Consider the following 22,904-nt stretch of genomic DNA (forward strand, 5'->3'; position numbering starts at 1 on the left):
ACTTCCCGTTGAATCGAACTTGATGCTAGAATCAGCCTTGCCGGGGGGATGGCTGCTGCATGGTCCGCGTATCGACGATTTTCATCGCCATCTGCATGGTGCTGATCGCGGCTTCATTCGGCCTGATTCTGTACGCGATGACTGGCCTGAGCATGCGCGAATCCGCGCTTGTTGCACTGGCCGCGTTCGTTTGCCTTATCCTCTACAATGCCATCTCGATGCGCATCCGCGGGGGCACCGATGCCAGCGGCCAAATCGCGGACCTATCGCGCGGCACCGCCGATCTCGCCCGGCAGGTTGCCGAGTACGGCCGCCGCATGGCGCTGATTGAATCGAGGCTCGCCAGCGCGGACAATGTTGCGCAGGACCGCGCCCGCGCGGTGATGGGCGAGATCGGCGAACTCGGTGTCATGATCAAGCACCTCGCCGGGTCGGTCGCGACCCACGACGAACTGCTGACCTCCGCCACAAGCCTGACGGTCGCACACCATCCTTCGCAGCCTCAGATGACGAGCGCGCCTCAGACCCAGCCTGTCGAGCCAGTCCACGCGGCCGAGTCGCCCGCGCCAGTGCCCGTCGCATTGCAGGCTGCCGCAGAAGCGATCTCGAATCTTCCGGACATGCTTGCCGCCATCAAGAATGCGACGGAAGCCAACCGCATCGATCTCTATCTGCAGCCGATCGTGTCGCTGCCCCAACGCAAAGTGCGCTTCTACGAAGCCGTTTCGCGTCTGCGCGACGAGAAGGACCACGTGTTCACCGCAGGCCAGTTCATCGACATCGCCGAAGCGAGCGGCGTGGTCGGCCAGATCGACTACACCGTGCTGTTCCGCTGCGTTCAGGTGCTGCGCCGCCTGCAGGTGCGGACCAAGGACGTCGGCATGTTCTGCAACATCTCCGGCGTCACGCTCGCAAACCCCGACATTTTCGGTGAGTGCATCGCCTTTCTCGAAGCCAACCGCGCGCTCGCGCCCTCACTGGTGCTGGAATTCAAGCAGAGCGCCTTCCGCAGCCTCGGCCCCATCGAGATCGAACATCTCGCCGCGCTGAAACGGCTCGGCTTCCAGTTCTCCATCGACAATATCGCCGACATCAGGATCGACGGCCGCGAACTGGCCGACCGCGGCGTACGCTACATCAAGGTCCCGGCCTCGCTGCTGCTCGACCAGAAGGAGGCCGCATCCTCCGACATCCATACCGCCGATCTGACGAGCCTGCTGACAAGGTTCGGCATCGACCTGATCGCGGAGAAGATCGAGGGCGAGCGCTCCGTGGCGGATCTGCTCGATTATGACGTGCGCTTCGGCCAGGGCTTCCTGTTCTCCGCGCCACGGCCGCTCCGTCCGGAAGCCGCAGTGCCGACTCCGGTCGCCGCGAGCCGCCAGTCAAAGGCTCCTTCCCCACCACCCGCCGAGCCTGCCGCGGTCGCCGCCCGCGCAGCCGCCGAGACACGCCTGTCCGGCACTGCCGCGCTCGCACGGCGGATCGCGCAAAGCTGAACCTTTCTTTCCTCGCCGCATCGTGGCAGGGGTTGGTCATGCGCATATAACTGCGCCTGATCTTTCCCCGGACACGAATAATGAGCTTTCCCCGCTTCGCCCCGCATTTGCGCGACCTCGTTCACGACACAGACGTTCTCATCAGCGACATCTGGGGCGTGGTCCATAACGGCGTGGTGGCGTTTCCCGAGGCCTGCGAGGCCTTGCAGACATTCCGCAAGCAGGGCGGCATCGTGGTGATGCTGACGAATTCACCGCGCCCGACGCCAGCCGTGCAGGAGCAGCTTCGCGACCTGCGCGTGCCGGACGATTGCTACGACGACATCGTCACCTCCGGCGATCTGTCGCGCCATTACATCGCCGCGCGCCCCGGCCAACCTCTCTACCAGATCGGCCCGGACCGCGACGGCCCGACCTTTCATGGCCTCGACGTCAACTTCGCGCCGCTGGAGCGTGCCGATTATATCGTCTGTACCGGGCTGTTCGACGACGAGACCGAGACGGCGGAAGACTATCGCGAGATCCTGCTCAAAGCCCTGAGCCGCAAGCTGCCGATGATCTGCGCCAATCCCGACATCATCGTCGAGCGCGGCCACAAGATGATCTATTGCGCGGGCGCGATCGCCGAGCTGTATCGCGAGCTTGGCGGCGACGTCACCTTCTACGGCAAGCCGCACCTCCCCGCCTACCAGCGGGCGTTTGAGCTTGCCGCCGCGCGACGCGGCGCGGCTGTGCCGCGAGAGCGGATGCTGGCGATCGGGGATTCGGTACGCACGGACCTCGCGGGAGCTAACAATTCCGGCATCGCATGCGTGTTCGTGACGCGTGGCATCCATTCGGCCGATTTCGCGAGCCTTGAAGAGCTCGACGCCGCAACATCCAAACAATTGTTTGGTGACACCCAGCTACCTTCCGTGCTGATGCGGGAGTTGCGCTGGTAAGAGGCCCGCCGACAAGCCTCAAAAGCAAAATGCCCGGCGCGAGCCGGGCATTTCAAAACACAAATCCGTCGATCGCGCAGCGCTTACGCGTTGTTGTCGGGGAACACCGCGTCGATCTTGGTCTTGAGCGTCGCCGCATTGAACGGCTTGACGATGTAGTTGTTCACGCCGGCTTTCTTCGCCGCGATCACGTTCTCGGTCTTGGACTCGGCGGTGATCATGATGAACGGCGTGGTGGCGAGATTGGGATCGCCGCGCACTTCCTTGAGCAGGTCGTAACCCGTCATCGGCTCCATGTTCCAGTCGGAAATCACGAGCCCGTATTTCTTGCCGCGCATTTTGGCGAGCGCGGCCGAGCCGTCGCTGGCGTCGTCGATGTTCTCAAAGCCAAGTTGTTTCAAAAGGTTTCTGATAATGCGGATCATGGTGTTGTAGTCATCCACCACCAACACCGGCATCGATAAGTCCATAGCCATCGCTCAGCTTCTCCCGAACGCCCAGCCCATGGGCGCGCTTCGTCTATATTCTATAGTGGCGCGATCCGGACCTTGCGGTCCCATCCCAGCCTTGGGAGGAATTGCTAGCATCCCGGCTTAAACAGCCCGTTAATCCGTTCCATCGCCTTGACTTCATCCTCCCCACCCGGTCACTTCGAGCATCCTGTTCTCACTTGGCGTTATGATAAAAAATCCGTTTCAAATCATCCACGACACCACTCCGCCGGCCGACATCCCGCGCGGCGCGGTCATCGCGCTGGGCAATTTCGACGGCGTTCACCTCGGGCATCGCACCGTGATCGCGGCCGCCCAGAAAATCGCTAAAAGCGCAGGGCAGAACGCTTTTGCATTAAGTTTCGAGCCACATCCGCGCAGCTTCTTCAATCCGGCCGCGGCGCATTTCCGTCTCACCAACGAACAGGCCAAGCTGCGCCTGCTTGCAGGCACCGGGCTCGATGGCGCGGTGGTGCTCGACTTCAACGCGGCCCGTGCCGCCACCAGCGCACAGGATTTCATTAACCAAGAACTCGTCCAGCGGCTTGGCGTGTCCGGAATCTCCGTCGGCGACGACTTTCATTTCGGCAAGGGCCGCAGCGGCTCGCCTGCGACTTTAGCCGAACAGGGCGAGCGGCTCGGCATCAAGGTCCACATTCAATCGCATGTCGATCTATCGGGACTGCCGATTTCCTCCAGCGCCATCCGCGCCTCGCTCGCCGAAGGCCGCATTCGCGACGCCACCGCCATGCTCGGCGGGCCGTGGTTCGTCAGCGGTACCGTGATCCCCGGCGAGAAACGCGGGCGCGAGCTTGGCTATCCCACAGCCAACATCCGGCTCGATCCGCATGTCGACCTCAAGCACGGGATTTACGCGGTGCGTGTCGGACTCGGCGGCGGCACCGACCCGCAGCGCTTCGATGGCGTCGCGAGTTACGGGCGGCGGCCAACCTTCGACAACGGCCCGCCGCTGCTCGAAGTCTTCCTGTTCGATTTCAGCGCGGACCTCTATGGCCAGACGCTCGACGTCGCCTTCATCGAATATCTGCGCGACGAGCTGAAATTCGACAGCATCCCGGCGCTGATCCGGCAGATGGACGACGACAGCCTGCGCGCGCGCGCCGTGCTGGAGGCGGCCCCCGGCGCATTTCCAACCCTCGGTGCGATCGGCTAAACGGAAATCTCGCCCTTCCGGCCGCACAACCCGGGCCGCATGGGCAAAAACATCGGCCCGATAGAAGCATTTACCGCTTTGGACCGTTTCCCCACGGCCAGAAAATGCTATTCACCCCGCCATGACCGAGAAGCCTAAATCCGACGCCCCCGATTATTCCAAAACCCTCTACCTGCCGCAGACGGACTTCCCGATGCGCGCGGGCCTGCCGCAGCGCGAGCCGGACTTCCTGGCGCGCTGGAACGAGATCGGCCTGTACGAGCGGCTGCGCGAGCAGTCCAAGGACCGTCCGAAATTCGTGCTGCATGACGGCCCGCCCTACGCCAACGGCAACATTCATATCGGCCACGCGCTCAATAAGATCCTCAAGGACCTTGTGACCAAGAGCCAGCAGATGCTCGGCCACGATTCCAACTACGTGCCGGGCTGGGACTGCCACGGCCTGCCGATCGAGTGGAAGATCGAAGAAGGCTACCGCGCCAAGGGCAAGAACAAGGACGCGGTGCCGATCAACGAATTCCGCAAGGAGTGCCGGGCGTTCGCGCAGAAATGGGTCGACATCCAGCGCGAGGAATTCAAGCGTCTCGGCGTGATCGGCGACTGGGCGCATCCCTACACCACCATGAACTTCGCCGCCGAAGCGCAGATCGCGCGCGAGATCATGAAGTTCGCCGCCAATGGCCTTCTGTATCGTGGCTCGAAGCCGGTGATGTGGAGCGTGGTGGAGAAGACCGCGCTCGCCGAAGCAGAGGTCGAATACGAAGATCACATCTCCGATACGGTGTGGGTGAAGTTTCCGGTGAAAGCCGCGTTCGGCCGTCTCGCCAACGCCTCGGTGGTGATCTGGACCACGACGCCGTGGACGCTGCCCGGCAACCGCGCCATCTCCTTCTCCTCGAAGATCGGCTACGCCCTCTACAAGGTCACCGACGCACCCGCCGATAACTGGGCGAAGACCGGCGACCTTCTGATCCTCGCCGACAAGCTCGCCGGGGATGTGTTCAAGCAGGCGCGCGTCACCACCTTTGAGCGCGTGTCCGACATCGACAGCGGCATTCTCGACGCGCTCGAATGCAGCCATCCGCTGAAAGGCCTGGACGGCGGCTACGAATTCACCGTGCCGCTGCTCGACGGCGACCACGTCACCGACGACACCGGCACCGGCTTCGTCCACACCGCGCCGGGCCATGGCCGCGAGGACTTCGACATCTGGATGGCGAATGCACGCGAGCTGGAAGCGCGCGGCATCTCATCCACGATTCCCTACACCGTCGATGCCGACGGCGCGCTGACCGCGCAGGCGCCTGGCTTCACCGGCAAGCGCGTGCTCACCGACAAGGGCGAGAAGGGCGACGCCAACGATGCCGTCATCAAGGCACTGATCGAGCGCGGTGCATTGCTCGCGCGCGGCCGTCTCAAGCACCAGTATCCGCATTCCTGGCGCTCGAAGAAGCCGGTGATCTATCGCAACACGCCTCAATGGTTCATTGCGATGGACAAGGATATTCTGAACAGCGGCAAGGCGAAGCCCGGCGACACGCTCCGCCATCGCGCCTTGCAGGCCATTTCCGTGACGCAATGGGTGCCCGAGCAAGGCCAGAACCGCATCACCGGCATGATCGCGGGCCGCCCCGACTGGGTGGTGTCGCGCCAGCGCGCATGGGGCGTGCCCATCACCGTATTCGTTCGCGAAAAGGGCGACGGCTCGGTGGAGATTCTCCGCGACGAAGCCGTCGATCTGCGGGTCGCAGAAGCCTTCATGAGTGAGGGCGCCGACGCCTGGTACGCCGATGGCGCGCGCGAACGCTTCCTCGGCAATCATGCCAACGAAGACTGGAAGAAAGTCGACGACATTCTCGATGTCTGGTTCGATTCCGGCTCGACGCACGCTTTCGTGCTGGAAGACGCGCAGCAATTCCCCGGTCTCGCCGGCATCAAGCGCAAGGCCGACGGCGGCAACGACACCGTGATGTATCTCGAAGGATCGGACCAGCATCGCGGCTGGTTTCATTCCTCGCTACTGGAAAGCTGCGGCACGCGTGGCCGCGCGCCCTACGACATCGTTCTCACCCACGGCTTCACGCTCGACGAGCACGGCCGCAAGATGTCGAAGTCGCTCGGCAACACCACCGCGCCGCAGGATGTCATCAAGCAGTCGGGCGCGGACATCCTGCGCCTGTGGGTGGCGCAGTCGGACTACTCCGACGATCTGCGGATCGGGCCGGAAATCCTCAAAGGCACCATCGAGACCTATCGAAAGCTGCGCAACACGATCCGCTGGATGCTGGGCAGCCTCGCGCACTTCCATAACGCGGACCGCATCAAGGTCGACGAGATGCCCGAGCTTGAACGGCTGATGCTGCATCGGCTCTCCGAGATCGATGCCGTCGTGCGCCAAGCCTATTCCGAGTTCGACTACAAGACGGTGATCGCCGCATTGTCGCATTTCATGAACACCGAACTGTCGGCGTTCTACTTCGATATCCGCAAGGATACGCTGTACTGCGACCCGCCATCGTCAGTGGCGCGCAAGGCGGCGCTCACGGTGATCGATTATCTGTTCCGTAGCATCGTCACCTGGCTCGCGCCCATCCTGTCTTTCACCGCCGAGGAAGCGTGGCTCTCGCGCTATCCCGACGCATCGTCCGTGCATCTGGAGCCATTCCAGAGCGTGCTCGCGGCATGGCGCGACGATGCGCTGGCCCAAAAGTGGGAAGCAATCCGCGAGGTGCGCCGCGTCGTCACGGGCGCGCTGGAAGTCGAGCGCGCCGCCAAGCGCATCGGCTCCTCGCTGGAAGCCTCGCCGCTGGTCTACGTCTCGGACATGGCGCTGCTCGGTACTCTCGCCGACATCGACCTTGCGGAAATCTGCATCACGTCCAACGCGATGGTGACCAACGAGACCCCGCCAGCCGGTGCGTTCACACTCAACGATGTTCCGGGTGTCGCCGTTGTGGTCGAGAAGGCCGCCGGCACCAAATGCGCGCGCTCATGGAAGATCCTCCCGACCGTCGGCGACGATCCCGAATATCCGGATGTCACGCCGCGCGATGCGCAGGCGCTGCGCGAGTGGAAGGCGCTGGGAGGGACCGTCTAACCGATGTCGCCCCTGCTGCGCTCCGGCCTGATCGCTGCCGTCGCCACGCTGATCGTCGATCAGGCCTCCAAGCTGTGGCTGCTGCATGTGTTCGACATCGGCCGCCGCGGCATGGTGCGGGTGACATCGTTCTTCGATCTCGTACTCGCCTGGAACACCGGCATCAGCTACGGCTGGCTTCAGAACATGGGCACGACGGGCCAGACCCTGCTGATGGCCGGCAAAGCAGTTGCCATCGTCTTGCTGGCCATCTGGATGGCGCGCTCGCAGACCCGGCTTGCGGTGATCGGCCTCGGCCTCATCATCGGCGGTGCGATTGGCAACGCCATCGACCGCATCGCCTACGGCGCGGTGGTGGACTTCGCCCTGTTCCACATCGCGGTCGCCGGAAAAACCTATAGCTGGTATGTGTTTAACCTTGCCGACGCGGCGATTGTTGCCGGTGTCGCCGCCCTGCTATATGACTCCCTGATCGCCCCAGCCGCCGCAAAAACGCCCCGATAAACGGCGATACAGGCAGCGGCCGGTGACGCTTAAGTGACTGTGCTATCGCCACATTTCCTGTCGAAAGCTGGACGGATCACGATGATTTCCCTGCGCTCCGATGACACCCTCGCCAAGCCCGCCATCTCGAAGGCTGCGCTGACGCGCATGTTCAGGGTTACCGGGATTGCCTGCGCACTGACGCTCGCCGTCGCCGCCAGCGCCGCTTACGCTCAGGACGATGACGAGCAGCAGCCGGACACGACCTTCGAGCACAAGATGATCGACGGCCTGCTGCGCGGTCTCGGCGGCGAGACGATGGAAGACAACAACAAGGGCATCGTGTACCGCGAACGCTCTCCCCTGGTGATCCCTTCCAAACTCGATCTGCCGCCACCGGCATCGTCGAAGACGCCGACTGCGGCAAACTGGCCGAAGGATCCCGACGTTCAGGCCCGTAAGGAGGCCATCGAAGCCAGCAAGCAACCGGGGCCTGATTGGGACCAAGCCAAGCGGCCTCTGATGCCGAGCGAACTCGCCAAGAAGCCATCGTCCAAGAAGCGCGCAACGGCACTCAACGATGACCGTCCGGGCATGGACAACTCCAATTACAACCTGATGACGCCTTCGCAGCTTGGCTTCAAGAACAGCATGATGTCCGACCTGTTCGGCGGCGGCAAACAGGAAACCGCGAAGTTCGTCAAGGAGCCCGAGCGCAGCGAACTGTCGCAGCCGCCCGCCGGCTATCAGACCCCGTCGCCGAATTACGCCTATGGCGCGGGTCCGATGGAAAGCAAGACCAAGACCGAATACAATCCGATCTTCGATAAGGGCGGCAATTAAAACAGCCCACGCAGGCTTGCGGCCAGATCCATACATTGATTTGTCGTAAGCTTACGCCGCGCGCCATGATCCCGCCATCCGGGCAGCCCAGTCAGGGTTGTTCTTTGTATTGTTTCGGAGCCGATATCGGATCATGCGCGATCTCAAAATCATTTCCCGGCGTGACGCACTCCGCGGCATCGCACTGACCGCAACCGCCCTGACCTCGCCGTGGCCTGCTTTCGCGGACACCGCGCCAGCCTCGAACCAGCCCTCGACATTCACCATCGCCAACGGCCTACAGGTCGTGGTCATTCCCGACCATCGCACGCCAACCGTCACCCAGATGATCTGGTACAAGGTCGGCTCGGCCGACGAGACGGCGGGAAAATCAGGGCTCGCGCATTTTCTCGAACACCTGATGTTCAAGGGCACCGCGAAGCATCCCGCCGGAGAATTCTCGCAGAGCGTGGTGCGGGTCGGCGGCAGCGAGAACGCCTTCACCTCGTATGATTACACCGGCTACTACCAGAGCGTGCCGCGCGACAAGCTCGCGCTGATGATGGACTTCGAATCCGACCGCATGACCGGGCTGATCCTCAAGGATGAGAACGTCTTGCCCGAACGCGACGTCGTGCTGGAAGAATACAACATGCGCGTCGCCAACAGCCCTGATGCCCGGCTGACAGAACAGGTGATGGCGGCGCTCTACCTCAATCATCCCTATGGCCGCCCGGTCATCGGCTGGCATGCCGAGATCGAGAAGCTCAACCGCGAGGAAGCTCTCGACTTCTACCGCCGCCACTACGCCCCCAACAATGCGACGCTTGTGGTCGCGGGAGACATCACTGCCGAAGATCTGCGGCCCATGGTCGAGGCGACCTACGGCAAGATCGCACCGCAGCCATCCATTCCCGCCAAGCGCATCCGCCCGCAGGAGCCGCCGCCGGCAGGCCCGCGCACCGTAACCCTGGCCGATCCGCGTGCCGAGCAGCCAAATCTGCGCAGGCTTTATCTCGTACCGTCGGCGGTCACAGCTGCCGCGGGCGAGAGCGAGGCGCTGGAAGTCCTCGCGCAACTGATGGGCGGCGGCGTCAATGCCTATCTGTTCCGCGCGCTCGCGGTGGAGCAGAAAGTCGCGGTGAGCGCCAATGCCTGGTACCAAGGCACGGCGCTCGACCCATCCCAGTTCGGCATCGCCGCCTCGCCGAAGCCCGGCGTCACCTTCGAGCAGATCGAACAATCGATCGACAAGGTGATCGCGACCGTTGCGAAAACGCCGGTCCCGGCCGAAGACCTCGAGAGCGCAAAAACCCAGTTGATCGCGGAATCGGTCTACGCCCGCGACAGCCAGAGCACGATGGCGCGCTGGTACGGCGGAGCGATCACCGTCGGCCTCACCGTGGCGGATATTCAAAGCTGGCCGGATCGCATCCGCGCGGTCACGGCGGCGCAGGTCAGCGATGCTGCAAAGAAGTGGCTCGACAAGAAGCGCTCCGCGACAGGCTACCTCATCAAGGAAGCGCCGTCGCGCGAGGAGAAACGCTCGTGAGAATCGCCTTGAAACACATTGCCCGGACGCTCGCACTCGGCGCGGCACTCCTTGCCTTCGGCCACGCGCCCGCGCAGGCTGCCGCCAAAATCCAGCGCGTGATCTCGCCCGGCGGCATCGAAGCCTGGCTGGTGCAGGATGCGACCGTGCCGCTGGTCGCCATGCAATTCGCCTTTCGTGGCGGTAGCGCACAGGACCCTGCCGACAAACCCGGCGTCGCCCAGTTGATGGCCGACAATCTCGACGAGGGTGCCGGCGATCTCGATTCCAATGCCTATCATGAACGGCTGGAGCGCCACGCGATCCAGATGAACTTCACCGTGACGCGCGACTACATTCGCGGCTCGCTGCGGATGCTGAAGGACAACCGCGACGAGGCATTCGACCTGCTGCGTCTTGCACTCACCGCTCCGCGCTTCGATGCCGAGCCGCTGGAGCGCGTCCGCGCGCAGACCATGTCGATCCTGCGCCGTGAATCCGTCACGCCCGGCTCGATCGCGAGCAACAAGTTCTTTGCCGCCGGATTTCCAAACCACCCTTACGCGCATTCGCCGCGCGGCACGCTGACCAGCATCCCGGCCATCGGCGCCGACGATCTGCGCGCCTATCGCAAGAAAATGTTCGCACGGGACGGACTGACTGTCGCGGTGGTCGGTGACATCGACGCCGACGCGCTCGGCAAGCTGCTCGACGCCACCTTCGGCACACTCCCGGCAAAGGGCGATCTCGCCTCCGTGCCGGACGTCACGCTTGCCACAGGCGACAGCAGGGTTTTCGTGCCGCTCGACGTGCCGCAGACCAATATCCTGTTCGGCGGCCCATCAATCAAGCGCGACGATCCTGACTTCATGGCGGCCTATATCGTCAACCACATCATCGGTGGCGGCTCGCTATCGTCGCGGCTCTACCATGAAGTGCGCGAAAAGCGCGGCCTCGTCTATTCGGTCTCGACCTCGCTGTGGTGGATGGACAAGACCTCGATCTTCCTCGGCAGCACGGCCACCCGCGCCGACAGGGCCAACGAGACAGTCGACCGGATCTCCGCCGAATTGAAGCGCATCGCGGACGAAGGGCCGACCCAGCAGGAACTGGACGAGGCCAAGTCCTACCTCAAGGGATCGCAGATGGTGGCGCTGGATTCGTCCACCAAGTTCGCGGGCGCGCTGCTGCAATACCAGCTCGACAAGCTCGGCATCGACTATCTTGACCGTCGCCCGGCGATCATCGATGCGGTGACGCTGGATGACGCCAAGCGCGTCGCCAAAAAGATCTGGAGCCACCAGCTTCTGACGGTGAGCGTCGGACGGCCACCCGCGGAAGCCTCCACGCCCAAACCGATCAAGAACTAAGCCGTTTCCATTTCGGCTGTGCTATCTGTGACCCATGATCCGGGTCACGCGCGATATCATTATTGACGAGAGCGACATCGACATTTCCTTCGTCCGCGCCTCCGGGCCGGGTGGGCAGAATGTCAACAAGCTCTCGACCGCGGCGCAATTGCGCTTCGATGTCGGCCGCCTCAACCTCGCCGCCGACACGCTGGCGCGACTGCAGACGCTCGCGGGCCAGCGCATGACCAAGGACGGCGTGCTGGTGCTGCATGCCCAGCGTTTCCGCACCCAAGAGCGCAACCGCGCCGATGCCATCGACCGTCTGTTGGTCCTGCTGCGTGAGGCCGCCGTGCGCCCGAAGCCGCGCCGTCCCACCCGGCCGACGCTGGGCTCGAAAAAACGTCGCCTTGACGGCAAGAAGCGCCGTTCCGACATCAAGGCTGGCCGCAGCGCGCGATTCGACGACTGAGCGAATCGACACCCAACCCTGTGCGCAAGCGCAAAGGCAGCCTCCCTATTTGGCTGAATTCTCCGTAAAATCCGCATCATGCCCGTCCGTCAATTGCCCGAACAGATCGTCAACCGCATCGCCGCCGGCGAAGTGGTGGAACGGCCCGCAAGCGCGGTGAAGGAGCTTGTCGAGAACGCCATCGATGCTGGCGGCACGCGTATCGACATTTTCACCGAGGGCGGCGGACGGCGGCGCATCGCCATCACCGATGACGGCAGCGGCATGACGCGCGGCGACCTCGCGCTCGCCGTCGAACGCCATGCCACCTCGAAGCTCGACGACGAGGACCTGCTGCGGATTCGCACGCTCGGCTTTCGCGGCGAGGCGCTGCCCTCGATCGGTTCAGTCGCAAAGCTCGCGATCACCACGCGCCACGCCAATGAACCGCACGCATGGGCCCTCCAAGTCGACGCAGGCACGAAATCCGGCATCGCGCCTGCCGCGCTCGCGCACGGCACCCGCGTCGAGGTCAACGACCTGTTTTATGCTACACCCGCGCGGCTGAAGTTTCTGAAGACGGACCGCACCGAGGCCGAAGCGATCCGCGAAGTGGTGCGGCGTCTCGCGATGGCGCGACCTGACATCGCCTTCACGCTCGCGGGCGAGGAACGCGCGCCCGTCACATGGGCGGCCGCGCTGCCAGGTGCTGCGGGGCGTCTGACGCGGCTCGGCGACATCCTCGGCAGCGATTTCCGCACCCACGCTATCGAAGTAAGTGCGGAGCGAGAGGGCGTTTCCGTCGAAGGCTTCGCCGCAGCCCCCTCGCTGACCCGCGCCAACGCACTCGGGCAATATCTGTTCGTCAACGGCCGCCCGGTGCGCGACAAGCTCATTCTTGGCGCGGTACGTGCCGCTTATGCAGACTATCTGCCGCGCGACCGCCACCCCATCGTGGCGCTGTTCGTCACGCTCGATCCGCAGGAGGTCGATGCCAACGTCCATCCCGCCAAGACCGAGGTGCGTTTCCGCAACGCAGGGCTCGTGCGCGCGCTGATCGTGCACGCGCTGAAGGAAGGCCTCGCGCGCGAAGGCCGCCGCACCGCCGCCAACACCAATGGTGCAGCGATCACCACAGCCTTCCGCCGAGAGGACTTGCCACGCAGTGGTTATGACTGGCGATCCTCGCCCGCCGCACCTTTTGCGCCCCGCGCATCCGCGATGGCGTTCGCCGAAGCGCCGCAGGCTGCCTTCGATGCCTACACACCGAGCGCGGATGCGCGTGGCCACGACGCGCCGTTGTCTGAGGCTGTCAACCAGCCGCTCGGTGCCGCGCGGACGCAACTTCACGAGAACTACATCGTGGCGCAGACCAATGACGGCCTCATTCTGGTCGATCAGCACGCCGCGCACGAACGCATCGTCTACGAACGGCTCAAGACCTCGCTGGAGAAGAACGGCGTGCAGCGGCAGATGCTGCTGATCCCGGAAATCGTCGAGATGGACGAAGCCATGGTCGAGAAGCTGCTCGCGCGCACCGGCGAACTGGAGAAATACGGCCTCGCCATCGAATCCTTCGGACCCGGCGCTGTCGCCGTGCGCGAGACGCCCTCGCTCCTGGGCAAGACCAACGCCGCTTCGTTGTTGCGCGACTTGGCCGAGCACATGGCGGAATGGGACGAGGCGCTTCCGCTTGAAAGACGACTGATGCATGTCGCCGCCACCATGGCCTGCCACGGTTCGGTGCGTTCGGGCCGCATCCTCAAGGTCGAGGAAATGAACGCGCTCTTACGTGAGATGGAAGCGACGCCGAATTCCGGCCAGTGCAACCACGGCCGCCCGACCTATGTGGAATTGAAGCTCGCCGACATCGAGAAGCTGTTCGGACGGCGCTGAAGCTCAAGGAGCCGCCCGCAGAAATACGAACTCGGTGTCGTCGTAAGCGCGACGTTCGAGTTCTTCATATCCCTCCGGCGCCTTGAGCGCGGCTGACACAGCCTCTTCGACTACGACCAGCGCGCCCGGCACAAGCCATTGGCCGTCGCGCAGCGAGGCAAGCGCTTTCTCCGCAAGACCCTTGCCATACGGCGGATCGAGGAACGCAAGCGTGAACGGCTCCATCGGGTGTACCGGTCCCAGTTGCGTGGCATCACGACGATACACTTTCGTGACGCCGCCCAGGCCCAGCGCCTCGACATTGTTGCGCAACAGCGCGCGCGCCTCCGCGCCATTGTCGATGAACAGCGTGAAGGTCGCGCCGCGTGACACCGCCTCAATGCCGAGCGCGCCGGTTCCGGCGAACAGATCGAGCACCCGTGCATCGACCGCGGGATTCTCGTAAGCGTGCATCAGGATGTTGAATATCGACTCGCGCAGGCGGTCCTGCGTCGGCCGGATGTCCTTCGACGCAGGAGAAGCAATATTACGGCCCCGCAGCCGCCCGCCGACGACGCGCATCCTTAGTCCTTCGGCGTCAGATCGCGCTTGCCGTGATAACCGCGCTTCGGCTTGCGCGGCGGCCCATAACCGTTGGCCTCGGCCTCGTTGCGCGCGCGCTTCTCGTCGCTGCCACTGCGCTGAACCACAACAGTGCGACCCTTGCGGTCCTCGATCTTGGAGCGTTTGATCTTCTTGTTGTCGGCCTTGCTGCGCAACGGCGTACCGTCGCGGCCCACCTTCGGACCTTCGTCTTCGCGCACAGGCCTGTCGAACTGCGCGCCGGACATCGTGGCGATCTTCTCGCCAAGCTGCTCGCGCAGCACCCGGCTCTTGATCTCCTCGACCTGTCCTTCCGGAATTTCGCCGAGTTGGAACGGGCCATAGGACACGCGGATCAGGCGGTTCACCTCGAGGCCGAGATGCGCCATCACATTGCGCACTTCGCGGTTCTTGCCCTCGCGGATCGCGAACGTCACCCAGACATTCGCGCCCTGGTCGCGCTCCAGCGTCGCATCGATCGAACCGTATTTGACACCATCGACCTCGACGCCGTTCTTCAGTTCATCAAGCTGCGCCTGCGTCACCTCGCCATGGGCGCGGACGCGGTAGCGCCGCAGCCAGCCGGTGTCGGGGTGCTCGAGCGCACGCGACAGACCGCCATCGTTGGTCAGCAGCAGCAGGCCTTCGGTATTGAAATCGAGACGGCCGATCGAGATCAGGCGCGGCAGGCCTTCGGGCAAATGATCGAACACCGTCGGGCGGCCTTCCGGATCGTCATGCGTCGTCATCAGCCCGCGCGGCTTGTGATAGAGAAACAGCCGCGTGCGTTCGCGCTCCGGCAACGGCTTGCCGTCGATGGTGATGACATCGCGCACCGTCACATCGAGCGCGGGCGAATTGATGACGCGGCCATTAACGGCGACACGGCCTTGCGTGATCCATTCCTCCGCATCGCGCCGCGAGCACAGACCCGCACGCGCGACGGCCTTGGCGATCCGCTCGCCGGTCTTGTCCTTCTTCGGCGCGGCACGCGGCGCACGCTTGTCGGAATCCGCTGGCCGCTCACGATAGGCGCCACGCCCGCCGAAAGCCGGACGCTTGGCGAAAATCTTCGAATCATCCTCGCCGTCGCGGCGCGGACGCTCGCCACCTTCGTTGCGCGGATGCTCCTGCCAGGCGTTGCGGCGCGGGGCGCGGTCGTCGCCGTCTCGCTCAAAACGCGGACGGCTGAAACCTTCCCGCTTGCGCTCAAAGCGCTCGCCGCCTTCCGGGCGATCCTCACGCGGCCGCGAAAAACGCGGGCGATCGCTTGCCCCGCGGTCGTCGCGGCGCGGTGCGCGCTTTTCCCACGGCTTGTCGTTGCCGCGATCCTCGCCACGATTGAAGTCCTTACGCGGGCCGCGAGATGACCCTCGGTCATCCCGATTGAAACGCGGGCGTTCTTCGCCCCTCGGCCTGTCGTCGCGGTTGAAACGCGGGCGCTCGTCGCGCTGCGGGCGATCATCGCGATTGAACCGCGCCGGGCGCGATTCACCACGCGGGCCATCCTTGCGAAAACCTTCGCCGCGCGGCGTATAGGGCCGCTTCTCGCCAAACTTCTTGTCGCCGTATCCGCGGCTGGGGCGCGCATCGCTGCGCTCGCCACGCGGCGCGCGGTCTTCACGCGGCTTGAACGAACGCCCTTCGCCGCGATTGCCTGCGCCAAATTCCTTGCCCGGGCCAAACTCCTTGCGCGGGCCACGAGCCGGGCGGTCACCGCGATCCTCGCGCGGCTTGAACGAGCGGCCTTCGCTCCGGTCACCACGCGCTGGCCGATCATCCCGATCAAAACGCGGACGTGGACGATCACCATCCTTGCGGAAGCCCTCGCCTTTGGCCGCATAAGGCCGCTTCTCACCAAAGCTGCGTCCGGCAGGCTTTTTGTCGCCGAACTTTTTCTCACCGAACTTGCGGTCGCCGCGAGGCGCGGATGAACGCGCAGGGCGCTCGTCGCCAAAGCGACCCCTGCCCTTGCTCTCCCCGTCGCGGCCGCGGCCCGGCGGACGGCGCGAGCCGGGCCCGCTTCTGTTGTTTTTATCGTCGTCGCGGGGCATGAAAGGTCTCGTTCGAGGAGTGCGCTGGGTGCAGAAAGCCGGGTCCGAACGGCCGCGTTCCCTCATCAGGGCCGCCTGTCGCCAAAACCGGTGGATTGAAGGCGCTCTCATAACAGACTTCGACGCAGGAAACGAGGGATGACGGCACAAAGTTTCATGGATTTGGCCCTGAAACAGGCCGAAATCGCGGCCTCGGCCGGCGAAGTGCCGATCGGCTGCGTCGTGGTCCATGACGGGGCCGTGATCGCACAGGCAGGCAACCGCACCCTCGCCGACCGCGATCCGACCGCCCATGCCGAAATGGTCGCGCTGCGCGAGGCCGCGCGAAAGCTCGGCCGCGAGAGGCTGACCGATTGCGATCTCTACGTGACGCTGGAGCCCTGCACGATGTGCGCGGGCGCGATCTCGCATGCCCGAATCCGGCGACTCTATTACGGCGCGCTCGATCCGAAAGGCGGCGCGATCGACAGCGGCGTGCGGTTCTTCGGCTCGCCGACGTGCCATCACGTGCCGGATGTCTATCCAGCGGTCGGAGAAGAACAGGCGGCGGCGCTGCTGCGGGATTTCTTCAAGGCGCGGCGCTGAGCACTGCTCTCCTTACAGATCCACCGTCATTGCTTCATGCGACATCCGCAGGCCGATGCGCTCGTAGAAGCGATGCGCAGCGGTGCGGCGCTTGTCGCTCTTGAGCTGCAGGGAACGGCAACCGCGCTCGCGCGCGATGCCCATGATCGCCTGCATCATCTTCTCGCCGATGCGCTGGCCGCGCAGCGCGCGATCGACACGCACGCCCTCGGCCTGTGCGATCCACGCGCCCTGATACGACAGGCCGGGCAGGAAGGTGAGCTGCACACACCCGACCGCGAAGCCGTTTTCATCCCAGACGTAGAGCACGTTGTTGGCGTCCTTCGCGATCGCATCGAATGCCGCCTCGTAGGGCGCGAGCCCCTTCGACGTGTCCTCGCGCTCGTGCGCCAGATCATCGTCCAGCAGCAACTGGAGAATCCGCGGGACCTCATCGCGTCTCGCTTTACGTAACGGCATTACCCATGCTCCCGCTTGATTGCCTGCCAGCCGATGTCACGGCGGCAGAAGCCTTCCGGCCATTGAATCCTGTCGACCGCCTGATAGGCACGCTGCTGCGCTTGTCCGACATTATCGCCAATGGCCGTTACGTTAAGCACGCGCCCGCCATTGGCAAGGATTCGCGCACCGTCGGATTTGGTTCCCGCGTGAAATATCTCCACGCCTTCAAGGCTTCCGGCCTCATCGAGACCTGAGATAACCGACCCCTTTATGTAATCACCCGGATAGCCCTTCGCGGCCATCACCACGGTGAGGGCCGATTGAGGATACCAGCGCAGGTCGAAATGCTGAAGTTCGCCGTCGACCGCCGCCATCAGCGCCGGCACGAGATCGGACATCATCCGCATCATCAGCACCTGCGTTTCCGGATCGCCGAAACGGACATTGTATTCGATCAGCTTCGGCCCCTCGGCCGTGATCATCAGCCCCGCAAACAGCACGCCCTTGTAGGGCATGCCCTTGTCTTTCATCGCGCGCAATGTCGGACGGATGATCTCGTCCATGGTGCGCGCGATCATCGCATCCGTCATCACCGGCGCGGGCGAATAGGCCCCCATGCCGCCGGTGTTCGGCCCCTTGTCGCCGTCGAAGGCGCGCTTGTGATCCTGCGCGGTCGCGAGCGGCAGCGCATGATCGCCGTCGCACAGCACGAAGAACGAGGCTTCCTCGCCCTCCATAAATTCCTCGATGACGGCTTCCGCGCCTGCGGACGAGAACAACGCATCAAGTGCGGCGTCGGCCTCGGCAAGCGTCATCGCCACGACAACACCCTTGCCCGCCGCGAGCCCGTCCGCCTTCACCACGATCGGCGCGCCTTGGGCATGGACATAGGCCTTCGCCGCGGCAGCATCCTTGAAACGCTCGTAAGCGGCGGTCGGGATATTGTTCGCCTTGCACAGATCCTTGGTGAAGCCCTTGGAACTCTCGAGTTGCGAGGCTGCCTTGGAGGGACCAAATGCCTTGATGCCCGCCGCCGCCAGATCGTCGACGATACCGGCCGCGAGCGGCGCCTCCGGCCCGACGACGACCAGATCGACCTTGTTGGCCTTGCAGAAAGCGGCCACCGCCGCATGATCGGCAACATCCAGCGCGATACATTCGGCCTCGCGCGCAATCCCGGCGTTGCCCGGCGCGCACCACAGCTTCGCCAGCTCCGCCGAGGCCGCTATTTTCCAGGCCAGCGCATGCTCGCGCCCGCCGGAGCCGATCAAAAGGATATTCATGGGAGAGGGTCGAACCGCAGTTTATCGTGTGAGAAAACAGACTATCATGGGATTTCCTCACAAGACCAGATTCGATTACCGATGAGCAAAGCTGCCGAGACGTTATCCAATGCCACGGAATTCACCGTTTCCGAGCTGTCTTCGGCGCTGAAACGCACCGTCGAGGACACCTACGGGCATGTCCGCGTGCGCGGCGAGATTTCGGGGTTTCGCGGGCCCCATGCCTCGGGCCATTGCTATTTCGCCCTCAAGGACGAGAGCGCCAAGATTGAGGCCGTAATCTGGAAGGGCGTGCATGGGCGGATGCGGGTCAAGCCGCAGGAGGGCCTCGAGGTCATCGCCACCGGCAAGCTCACCACCTACCCCGGCTCCTCGAAGTACCAGATCGTCATCGAGGCCATCGAGCCGGCCGGCATCGGCGCGCTGATGGCCTTGATGGAGGAGCGCAAGAAGAAACTCGCCGCCGAAGGCCTGTTCGACGAGTCGCGCAAGCAGTTGCTGCCCTGGCTGCCGGAGGTGATCGGCGTCATCACCTCGCCCACCGGCGCGGTGATCCGTGACATCCTGCACCGCCTCGAAGACAGGTTTCCGCGCCGCGTGCTGGTGTGGCCGGTGCGGGTGCAGGGCGAAGGCTCGGCCGAACAGGTCGCCACCGCCATCGAGGGATTCAACGCACTGGAGGAAGGCGGGCCCATTCCGCGCCCCGATCTTTTGATTGTGGCGCGCGGCGGCGGCTCGCTGGAAGACCTGTGGTCGTTCAACGAGGAGATCGTGGTGCGAGCGGCGGCGGCCAGCATGATCCCGCTGATCTCCGCCGTCGGCCACGAGACCGATATCACGCTGATCGATTTCGCCGCCGACAAGCGCGCGCCGACGCCCACCGCCGCCGCCGAAATGGCGGTGCCGGTCCGCGCCGATCTCGCCATCGAGATTTCATCTCTGGCGCGCCGCTCCTTCGCCTGCTGGCAGCGCGGCCAGGAACACCGGCGCTCCGAGTTGCGCAGCGCCGCGCGCGGCCTGCCGAAGCTCACCGATCTGCTTGCGATCCCGCGCCAGCGGTTCGACCGGGCCTCGGCGCAATTGCCGCGCGCGCTGCGCGCGAACACCCATGTTTATGACCGGCGGCTGTCGATGATCGCGGGCCGCCTCACCGTTACCACGTTGCGCGGCCAGATCGCGCGCGCGAGGGATCAGGTCAACCGCCTCTCCGAAAGCGCGCGGCGATGCTCGCAACAATTCATCGCCTTGCGACGTACCCGTATCCAGCACAGCGCCCAGATGCTGGCGGCTCTGTCCTATAAGGGCGTGCTGTCGCGCGGCTTCGCGCTGGTGCGCGACGAAACCGGCCTGCCATTGCATCACGCGGCACAGGTCGGCGCGGGCGAGCATATCAGCATTGAATTCGCCGACGGCCGCATCGCGGCAACCGCTCATGGCACACCGCCATCCGCTAAGAAGGCGTCAAAGCCCGCTAAGACTGCCGACGTGCCGGAGCACAAAAAGGTTCAGGGCGATCTTTTCTGATCGTGCTCCAAGTGTTGACACTGCGATGACAATCTTAGGCAAATGCGATATCGCGAACGGGATATCGCATTGCTTGCGGCAGCGCGGAAAGAGAATGTCTATTCACGAGCCCGATCTGCCGATAGTCTCTGCCCGCGAGCCTGATTTCGCTCGACCCAGAGAAAGGCAGTCCCGATGGCATTCTTCACGCACTCGAACCTGAAGAATTGGCTCCCGGGCACACTTGGCGTCATCGCTGTTTTCGCACTGCTGGCCATCGCCGGCATCTCTCACAATCGCGCACGCACCGCGACCACGCAGGTAGCGGCCAGCACTTCATCTCCGGCAGCACAGGATAACGCACCCGCCAAGCCGGCGGCGAACACGCCCGCCACGCCACAAGCCGCGCCTGCGAAAACTGCTGCAGCACCTGTAGCCAAGCCGGCTGCCAGCCATGAGGACAGCCACACCGCTGCGACTCCTAAGGCCGCACCAGCAGCGCAAGCCCCCGCTTCCACCACAGCGACGGCCAATCCGCCTGCTGCTCATGATCACGCCATGGCCATGACTCCAGCGAAAACAGCTCCGGCAAAGACGGCACCGGCACCGACGCCTCCCGCCAAGGTCGCTCAGGCCAATCCGGCGCCGTCAGTCGCTTCAACCGCAAGCGCGGCCAATGTCGAAGGCGACGTGGTTCACGGCCGCGAAGTCTACAAGAAGTGTCAGGCCTGCCATTCAACCCAGCCCGGCCGCAATGGTCTTGGTCCGACTCTCGCCGGCATTGTCGGAAGCAAGGCAGGCGACGTGCCGAACTACAGCTTCTCCGCCGCGATGAAGCAGAGTGGGATCACCTGGACGCCCGAAAAGCTCGACGCTTATCTCGCCGACCCGCAGAAAGTCGTCCCTGGCAACAAGATGCCCTTTCCCGGCCTGAAGACAGAGGCCGACCGCACCGACGTGATCGCCTTCCTGGCGAAAGCGAACGCCGCACCTGCCGCGAGTGGTGCAAACGAGGCCGCCAAGGCGCCATCTGCCGCCGCGCCCGCACCCGCCGCACAAGCTCCGGCCACCGCGCACACCTATGTGTCTGACGCAAAATACACGCTTCGCTCCGGCATCGCTGGCGGCAAGATGGTATTCATCGGCGTCGGCGGCACCATCGACGGCAAGGCCAACCCGATTCTGACCGCCGTCGAGGGGCAGGTCGTGCAGCTCACCCTCATCAACGGCGAAGGCGCCGAGCACAACATCGTCTTCCCCGATCAGGACGCGCGCTCGCCGCGCGTGCTGGGCAAGGGCGCGAGCACCACCATCGTCTTCCGCGCCGGCAAGGCCGGTGACTATCTCTATTACTGCGACGTGCCGGGACATCGCCTCGCGGGCATGGAAGGCCAGTTCCTGGTGACGAATACGGCCACGCCGCAAACGACGGTGGAAGCCGACATCTCGCGCGATCCGGCCGACATGCCGCCGCCCATCGGCAAGCGCGATCCGAAGACGGTGCGCGTCGATCTGTTCACCGTGGAAATGGAAGGCCGCCTCGCGGAAGGCACCACCTTCGGCTACTGGACCTTCAACGGCAAGGTGCCCGGGCCGATGGTACGCGTGCGCGTCGGCGACACCGTCGACGTGCATCTGAAGAATTCCGCCGACAGCAACATGATCCACTCGGTGGATTTCCATGCCGCAATAGGACCGGGCGGCGGCGCGGCGGCGCTGCAGGTCGATCCGGGCGACGAGAAGTCGATGACGTTCAAGGCGCTGAAGCCCGGCCTCTACGTCTACCATTGCGCTACGCCGATGGTCGCCGAGCACATCGCCAACGGCATGTACGGCATGATCCTGGTCGAGCCCGAGGAAGGACTGCCGAAGGTCGATCACGAATTCTACGTGATGCAGGGCGAGATCTACACCGAGGCGCCTTATGGCCAGCACGGCAGCCAGGAATTCAGCGTCGAGAAACTGCTTGCGGAACGCCCCGAATACTTCGTCTTCAACGGTTCGGTCGGCGCGATCTCGAAGCTGCACCCGATGCACGCCAAGGTCGGTGATACGGTGCGGATGTATTTCGGCGTCGGCGGCCCCAACTTCACGTCGTCGTTCCACGTCATCGGTGAGATTTTCGACAAAGTCTACAATCTCGGCACGGTGACGAGCCCGCCGCTGCATGACGTCCAGACCGTGTCGGTTGCGCCGGGCGGCGCCACCATCACCGAATTCAAGCTCGACGTGCCGGGCAACTACACCGTGGTCGATCATGCGCTGGCGCGGATGGAGCGCGGCCTTGTTGGACAGTTGATTGTCGAGGGTGAGCCCAATCCCGACATCTACAATGGCAAGGTGATGCCCGGCATGGGCCACTGAAAGGCCCATAGAGGCCTTTGAAAGGTCCCTGGATTGGCGGTTGACCCCGCCTCTCCATGGCCTATCTGTAGTAGAGTCACAGCGCCTGATCGGAATGCCGGGGCGGGGCTTTCGGGAGACTTTTATCTTGTTGAATAAATTCGGGCCGTCCGGCCGTGGCGAAGCCAAGGTCGAATATCTGGACGGCGATTTCCGCATCCTGTCTCCGGGCGCCTATGTGGTGTGCGCCGTGACCGGGGAACACATCCCGCTTGAGGAACTCTCACTGTGGAGCGTGGACCGGCAGGAAGCCTATGCGACCCCACAGGCCGCGATGGAACGGACTTTTCCGGGTTCCGTGAAGAAAAAAGCCTAAGGC

General features: G+C 64.0%; 19 protein-coding genes. 14 read left to right on the forward strand and 5 right to left on the reverse strand.

Going from position 1 to position 22,904, the window contains the following annotated elements:
• The first annotated feature begins 59 nt into the window (after nucleotides 1-59).
• Both AC1RNA_RS00815 and AC1RNA_RS00820 read left to right on the forward strand, forming a co-directional pair.
• Complete coding sequence (locus AC1RNA_RS00815) at nucleotides 60-1,499, forward strand: EAL domain-containing protein (RefSeq protein WP_492949900.1); 1,440 nt, start codon at nucleotides 60-62, stop codon at nucleotides 1,497-1,499.
• An 80-nt stretch (nucleotides 1,500-1,579) separates the two neighbouring features.
• Nucleotides 1,580-2,440, forward strand: a complete 861-nt coding sequence (locus AC1RNA_RS00820) for a TIGR01459 family HAD-type hydrolase (RefSeq protein WP_492949901.1) — start codon at nucleotides 1,580-1,582, stop codon at nucleotides 2,438-2,440.
• Nucleotides 2,441-2,523: 83 nt separating this feature from the next.
• Here AC1RNA_RS00820 and AC1RNA_RS00825 read toward each other — a convergent pair whose 3' ends face one another.
• On the reverse strand, nucleotides 2,524-2,916 hold the full coding sequence (locus AC1RNA_RS00825) for a response regulator (protein WP_009339892.1): 393 nt from the start codon (nucleotides 2,914-2,916) through the stop codon (nucleotides 2,524-2,526).
• 202 nt (nucleotides 2,917-3,118) lie between these two features.
• Here AC1RNA_RS00825 and AC1RNA_RS00830 point away from each other — a divergent pair, with 202 nt between their 5' ends.
• The 8 genes from AC1RNA_RS00830 to mutL all read left to right on the forward strand — a co-directional run bounded on the left by AC1RNA_RS00830 (nucleotide 3,119) and on the right by mutL (nucleotide 13,734).
• A complete protein-coding gene (locus tag AC1RNA_RS00830; protein ID WP_492949902.1) occupies nucleotides 3,119-4,105 on the forward strand; it encodes a bifunctional riboflavin kinase/FAD synthetase in 987 nt (328 codons plus the stop codon).
• A gap of 121 nt (nucleotides 4,106-4,226) precedes the next feature.
• Nucleotides 4,227-7,202 (forward strand): isoleucine--tRNA ligase, encoded by a 2,976-nt coding sequence (gene ileS, locus AC1RNA_RS00835; RefSeq protein WP_492949903.1) that lies wholly within the window; start codon nucleotides 4,227-4,229, stop codon nucleotides 7,200-7,202.
• A gap of 3 nt (nucleotides 7,203-7,205) precedes the next feature.
• Nucleotides 7,206-7,706, forward strand: a complete 501-nt coding sequence (gene lspA / locus AC1RNA_RS00840) for a signal peptidase II (protein WP_492949904.1) — start codon at nucleotides 7,206-7,208, stop codon at nucleotides 7,704-7,706.
• Nucleotides 7,707-7,787: 81 nt separating this feature from the next.
• On the forward strand, nucleotides 7,788-8,528 hold the full coding sequence (locus AC1RNA_RS00845; RefSeq protein ID WP_492949905.1) for a hypothetical protein: 741 nt from the start codon (nucleotides 7,788-7,790) through the stop codon (nucleotides 8,526-8,528).
• A gap of 133 nt (nucleotides 8,529-8,661) precedes the next feature.
• Nucleotides 8,662-10,059: a M16 family metallopeptidase gene (locus tag AC1RNA_RS00850; protein ID WP_009339887.1), complete on the forward strand. Its 1,398-nt coding sequence runs from the start codon at nucleotides 8,662-8,664 to the stop codon at nucleotides 10,057-10,059.
• On the forward strand, nucleotides 10,056-11,408 hold the full coding sequence (locus AC1RNA_RS00855; protein ID WP_009339886.1) for a M16 family metallopeptidase: 1,353 nt from the start codon (nucleotides 10,056-10,058) through the stop codon (nucleotides 11,406-11,408). The genes AC1RNA_RS00850 and AC1RNA_RS00855 overlap by 4 nt, the downstream gene beginning before the upstream one ends.
• 34 nt (nucleotides 11,409-11,442) lie before the next feature.
• Nucleotides 11,443-11,859 (forward strand): alternative ribosome rescue aminoacyl-tRNA hydrolase ArfB, encoded by a 417-nt coding sequence (gene arfB / locus AC1RNA_RS00860; RefSeq protein ID WP_492949906.1) that lies wholly within the window; start codon nucleotides 11,443-11,445, stop codon nucleotides 11,857-11,859.
• Nucleotides 11,860-11,937: 78 nt separating this feature from the next.
• Nucleotides 11,938-13,734 carry a DNA mismatch repair endonuclease MutL gene (gene mutL, locus AC1RNA_RS00865; RefSeq protein WP_492949907.1) on the forward strand — a complete coding sequence of 599 codons (1,797 nt, stop codon included), beginning with the start codon at nucleotides 11,938-11,940 and terminating at the stop codon, nucleotides 13,732-13,734.
• A gap of 3 nt (nucleotides 13,735-13,737) precedes the next feature.
• Here the strand turns inward: mutL and rsmD are convergent, their stop codons facing one another.
• Nucleotides 13,738-14,295, reverse strand: coding sequence for a 16S rRNA (guanine(966)-N(2))-methyltransferase RsmD (gene rsmD / locus AC1RNA_RS00870; protein WP_492949908.1), 558 nt, complete (start codon nucleotides 14,293-14,295; stop codon nucleotides 13,738-13,740).
• Nucleotides 14,296-14,297: 2 nt separating this feature from the next.
• Nucleotides 14,298-16,370, reverse strand: coding sequence for a pseudouridine synthase (locus AC1RNA_RS00875; RefSeq protein ID WP_492949909.1), 2,073 nt, complete (start codon nucleotides 16,368-16,370; stop codon nucleotides 14,298-14,300).
• Between the two features lie 138 nt (nucleotides 16,371-16,508).
• Between AC1RNA_RS00875 and AC1RNA_RS00880 the strand changes: the two genes are divergently transcribed.
• The gene (locus tag AC1RNA_RS00880) at nucleotides 16,509-16,955 is read left to right on the forward strand and encodes a nucleoside deaminase (protein WP_492949910.1); all 447 of its coding nucleotides are present in this window, start codon (nucleotides 16,509-16,511) and stop codon (nucleotides 16,953-16,955) included.
• 12 nt (nucleotides 16,956-16,967) lie between these two features.
• Here AC1RNA_RS00880 and AC1RNA_RS00885 read toward each other — a convergent pair whose 3' ends face one another.
• On the reverse strand, nucleotides 16,968-17,414 hold the full coding sequence (locus AC1RNA_RS00885; RefSeq protein WP_009339880.1) for a GNAT family N-acetyltransferase: 447 nt from the start codon (nucleotides 17,412-17,414) through the stop codon (nucleotides 16,968-16,970).
• Nucleotides 17,414-18,679 (reverse strand): phosphoribosylamine--glycine ligase, encoded by a 1,266-nt coding sequence (gene purD, locus AC1RNA_RS00890; RefSeq protein WP_492949911.1) that lies wholly within the window; start codon nucleotides 18,677-18,679, stop codon nucleotides 17,414-17,416. The genes AC1RNA_RS00885 and purD overlap by 1 nt, the downstream gene beginning before the upstream one ends.
• A gap of 81 nt (nucleotides 18,680-18,760) precedes the next feature.
• Here purD and xseA point away from each other — a divergent pair, with 81 nt between their 5' ends.
• From xseA to AC1RNA_RS00905, 3 genes are all read left to right on the forward strand, one after another.
• On the forward strand, nucleotides 18,761-20,203 hold the full coding sequence (gene xseA, locus AC1RNA_RS00895; protein WP_492949912.1) for an exodeoxyribonuclease VII large subunit: 1,443 nt from the start codon (nucleotides 18,761-18,763) through the stop codon (nucleotides 20,201-20,203).
• Between the two features lie 174 nt (nucleotides 20,204-20,377).
• Entirely contained in the window at nucleotides 20,378-22,546 is a 2,169-nt protein-coding gene (nirK, locus tag AC1RNA_RS00900; RefSeq protein WP_492949913.1) for a copper-containing nitrite reductase, read from the forward strand.
• A 127-nt stretch (nucleotides 22,547-22,673) separates the two neighbouring features.
• On the forward strand, nucleotides 22,674-22,901 hold the full coding sequence (locus AC1RNA_RS00905; protein ID WP_040298402.1) for a DUF2093 domain-containing protein: 228 nt from the start codon (nucleotides 22,674-22,676) through the stop codon (nucleotides 22,899-22,901).
• The last annotated feature ends 3 nt before the right edge of the window (nucleotides 22,902-22,904 follow it).

The sequence above is a fragment of the Afipia sp. GW821-FHT14H12 genome, assembly GCF_058803465.1.

What these genes read in the sequence shown, in the direction of transcription:
- AC1RNA_RS00875 (WP_492949909.1), bottom strand. Translation starts at nt 16,370, where the DNA reads ATGCCCCGCGACGACGATAAAAACAACAGAAGCGGGCCCGGCTCGCGC.
- AC1RNA_RS00845 (WP_492949905.1), top strand. Translation starts at nt 7,788, where the DNA reads ATGATTTCCCTGCGCTCCGATGACACCCTCGCCAAGCCCGCCATCTCG.
- AC1RNA_RS00815 (WP_492949900.1), top strand. Translation starts at nt 60, where the DNA reads ATGGTCCGCGTATCGACGATTTTCATCGCCATCTGCATGGTGCTGATC.
- AC1RNA_RS00830 (WP_492949902.1), top strand. Translation starts at nt 3,119, where the DNA reads ATGATAAAAAATCCGTTTCAAATCATCCACGACACCACTCCGCCGGCC.
- ileS (WP_492949903.1), top strand. Translation starts at nt 4,227, where the DNA reads ATGACCGAGAAGCCTAAATCCGACGCCCCCGATTATTCCAAAACCCTC.
- AC1RNA_RS00880 (WP_492949910.1), top strand. Translation starts at nt 16,509, where the DNA reads ATGACGGCACAAAGTTTCATGGATTTGGCCCTGAAACAGGCCGAAATC.
- nirK (WP_492949913.1), top strand. Translation starts at nt 20,378, where the DNA reads ATGGCATTCTTCACGCACTCGAACCTGAAGAATTGGCTCCCGGGCACA.
- AC1RNA_RS00850 (WP_009339887.1), top strand. Translation starts at nt 8,662, where the DNA reads ATGCGCGATCTCAAAATCATTTCCCGGCGTGACGCACTCCGCGGCATC.
- AC1RNA_RS00885 (WP_009339880.1), bottom strand. Translation starts at nt 17,414, where the DNA reads ATGCCGTTACGTAAAGCGAGACGCGATGAGGTCCCGCGGATTCTCCAG.
- mutL (WP_492949907.1), top strand. Translation starts at nt 11,938, where the DNA reads ATGCCCGTCCGTCAATTGCCCGAACAGATCGTCAACCGCATCGCCGCC.
- arfB (WP_492949906.1), top strand. Translation starts at nt 11,443, where the DNA reads ATGATCCGGGTCACGCGCGATATCATTATTGACGAGAGCGACATCGAC.
- AC1RNA_RS00825 (WP_009339892.1), bottom strand. Translation starts at nt 2,916, where the DNA reads ATGGCTATGGACTTATCGATGCCGGTGTTGGTGGTGGATGACTACAAC.
- lspA (WP_492949904.1), top strand. Translation starts at nt 7,206, where the DNA reads ATGTCGCCCCTGCTGCGCTCCGGCCTGATCGCTGCCGTCGCCACGCTG.
- AC1RNA_RS00820 (WP_492949901.1), top strand. Translation starts at nt 1,580, where the DNA reads ATGAGCTTTCCCCGCTTCGCCCCGCATTTGCGCGACCTCGTTCACGAC.
- xseA (WP_492949912.1), top strand. Translation starts at nt 18,761, where the DNA reads ATGAGCAAAGCTGCCGAGACGTTATCCAATGCCACGGAATTCACCGTT.
- purD (WP_492949911.1), bottom strand. Translation starts at nt 18,679, where the DNA reads ATGAATATCCTTTTGATCGGCTCCGGCGGGCGCGAGCATGCGCTGGCC.
- rsmD (WP_492949908.1), bottom strand. Translation starts at nt 14,295, where the DNA reads ATGCGCGTCGTCGGCGGGCGGCTGCGGGGCCGTAATATTGCTTCTCCT.